The organism is Paenibacillus sp. P4_E11 (genome assembly GCF_056401635.1).
In genome coordinates this window covers 1-2,945 of the sequence record NZ_JBFUIX010000298.1, presented here as the reverse complement: position 1 = coordinate 2,945, position 2,945 = coordinate 1, and the positions used below count along the sequence as shown (strand labels likewise).

Annotated in this window: 4 protein-coding genes; all 4 read right to left on the bottom strand. The window is 51.0% G+C overall.

Annotated elements, in window-relative coordinates:
- Positions 1–713 (bottom strand): NAD-dependent epimerase/dehydratase family protein (locus AC1DWB_RS33095; RefSeq protein ID WP_477545339.1); only part of this gene is annotated, 713 nt, incomplete at its 3' end.
- 22 nt (positions 714–735) lie between these two features.
- Positions 736–2,091: a glycosyltransferase family 2 protein gene (locus AC1DWB_RS33090; RefSeq protein WP_477545338.1), complete on the bottom strand. Its 1,356-nt coding sequence runs from the start codon at positions 2,089–2,091 to the stop codon at positions 736–738.
- Positions 2,088–2,540, bottom strand: a complete 453-nt coding sequence (locus AC1DWB_RS33085; RefSeq protein ID WP_477545337.1) for a hypothetical protein — start codon at positions 2,538–2,540, stop codon at positions 2,088–2,090. Before AC1DWB_RS33085 ends, AC1DWB_RS33090 begins: the two co-directional genes overlap by 4 nt.
- A 115-nt stretch (positions 2,541–2,655) precedes the next feature.
- Entirely contained in the window at positions 2,656–2,907 is a 252-nt protein-coding gene (locus tag AC1DWB_RS33080; RefSeq protein WP_477545336.1) for a hypothetical protein, read from the bottom strand.
- Positions 2,908–2,945 lie beyond the last annotated feature (38 nt).

Below are 2,945 nucleotides of genomic sequence, written 5' to 3'. Positions count from 1 at the left end.
AGATTGACCGGATCAGAGGAGTTATACTGCTGAGCGGCCAGCACGATGCCTCTTGCGGCGTCCTCCACGTAGAGAAACTCTCTCGTCACCTGCCCGTCTCCCCATAACGTAATGGAACGATCTCCCCCTTGAATCGCTTCCTCACACTTACGAATGATGGCCGGAATGACGTGGGAGCTCTCCAGATCGAAGTTATCCCCAGGACCGTAGAGATTCACGGGAAGCAGGAATATTGAATTATAGCCGTATTGCTGCCGGTAAGCCTCGGATTGAACGAGCATCATTTTTTTGGCCAATCCATATGGAGCATTCGTTTCTTCGGGATACCCGTTCCAAAGCTGGGATTCTTCGAAGGGAACGGGAGTGTACTTCGGATAGGAGCAAATCGTTCCGATTCCAACAAACTTGCCTACTCCTTCCGACCGACATTGCTCCAGCAGCTGTAAGCCCATAATGGCGTTATCATAAAAAAATTTCCCTGGATTTTTCTGGTTGGCCCCGATCCCCCCCACGACTGCCGCCAAATGAAGGACCATATCCGGACGGATCGTTTGCAGCATCGTGCGAATGTGGTCTTCCTTTCGCAAATCATAATCCTTGCTCCTCGGCACAAACAAGTTGGACAATCCTTGATGCTTTAACTGCTTGACGACATGTTGGCCTAGAAATCCTGCTCCTCCGGTTACTATGATTCTGGTTGAGGCCGTGTACATACTTTTGTCATCCTTCCTTTCCCTAGGAATTGCCGAACCACAATGGAATGGTGTGAGGGCTTTGCTGATAAGCACGATAGAAGTCATAGGCTCTGGAATTAAGGGCAAGTATCTCCTCCGCTACAAACCCGAGCTCCCGCTGATCGGATGATAGGTGAAAGTTTGCTGGACAAAAGCCTTCTTCGGTATGAATATCTACAATTACGATCGGCAAACTGCTGTGAACGGGAATCTCTAGCAGGAACGAGTTCGCAGGTGCCTCATAAGACTGGACAGGGCATCCATTTACGAAGGCCGTTATATGAAGCTGACCATATAAGTCAGGCAAAGAATGCCGACCACTCATAAGAACGGTATGAACCTGTGCGACCGATCCTTCGATTTGCAACTGGGCATCATCGGAAAACCAACCGTCTTGATATCGGTTAGTGGCGGCTATATTCGGCATGGGCCCGAACACATCGTAAGCCGTGTACTGCTTCATCAACCAGAAGACCCCTTTTGTCCAATGGTGGTGCGCATATTCGGCCAACCACCTGTTCGCTATGGCTCCGTAATGATTCCAACTCATTCGGAACACTTCAAGAAGACCGACATCCTTCCAGATGAGCATCGTTTTACTCTCCTCATGCAAGCGGGAATCGGCCATCCATTCGGCAATATACCCTGCGGAATGCTGCTTCGAGAGCCGTACCCACAAATCGTAATCCATACAGAACCGGAGCGATTCATCCCATCCCCCTGCCTTGACTACCGCATCTTTCCTCAGGAATGCGCTCGGCTGACAGATGAAACATTCCTCGACCAGCAAATCACGGTCGAACGGCTTCGTAGGATACGGATATAGTACGGTGCCGCTTTCGTTGATATAATTGGCATTCCCGTATACAAGCGCCCAATCCGGATGCTTACGCAGCGCCGCTGCGGCTTTGAGGACCGCACCCTTATGGTAGCGGTCGTCGGAATTCAACCACCCTAGGACGTCGCCCTTAGCCATGGAAAGGCCTTTATTCAGTGCGTGTGTCTGACCTCTGTCCGGTTCTGAAACGTATCGGAAGCGAGTCGGATGGTTGGTGCGGTATCGTTTCAAGATTTCAACGGTTCCGTCCGTCGAACCGCCATCTACAACAATTAGCTCGAGACGCGGATAGGTTTGACCAAGCACGCTTTCAATCGCTTCCTTGATATAAGTGGCCTGATTGTACGACGGCATCACGACGCTCACCGAAGGAAGACCGGCGAACCGGCGCCGCAGACGGAGCCGGATTCGTCTGCGTTTTACCCGCATCAAGGAACCCCGTTTATGGGTGGCTTTTGTTCGACGGCGTCCAATCCTAGCTTTATGACGCTTACGCAGTGCAGTCCTCCGTTTAATCATCCCGATTCCTCCTGTATGAAGGACTTGTAATGGGCAAGTTCCCGCTCCGTGATCGGAGCGATAAGCTCCGCAACAAAGCCCAGATCCCGATTATCGCCGCCCCCCAACACCTCATAAGGATTGAATCTCTCCCTAGTGTGTAATTCCACAGTACAATAGGTAAGATTGCAGGAGAGAGGAATTTCGAGTACGAACGATGCGCTCGGCAACTCATACGTCTCCATCCGGACTCCGTTAACGAAGGCGGTCACATGCAGCCGTTCAAAGAAATGGGGAATAGGATGACTGCCTTGGATTAGAAGGATGCGGATCGGGTCATCCGGATCCCCACGCATCGTGATGCTCGCATGAAACGGTACCCATCGGTCAGCGTATTGGTTAACGCCGATTATTTCTGCAGAGAGACCGAGAAGTCTCTCCCTGGCTTGAAGAATGCTGGATAAAGTCAAACCGTTCACTCCCTTCGGCATAAGTCCTACAATACGCTATGATAGAGCCTGTATGACCGACATGGGTGGATGCACCAATTCCATGAGAACTCCTGGAAAAATAAGCGGATGTCCATTATCCTTCCTTATACGAATATTCGAACCCATCCTCAAATCCTTGAGAGAGTCCCAGCTTGAAGCCTGATTTGTAGCCTACATTGAAGCCTCGGTCGTATAACCGACTCCTGATCCGTTTCTTCCCCCATTTCTTGGTTCTCGGTCGGTTTCCATATAACGGCGAAGCCGTCTTGTTCTTCTTCTTTCTCCTGACCGCCGTCCCCCCTCTCCGCAGGGCGGCGGTCGGTTTTTTTCGGATACGGAGAATCATGGTTCATTCCTCCTCTGCACGTCCGGACAGATTATCTC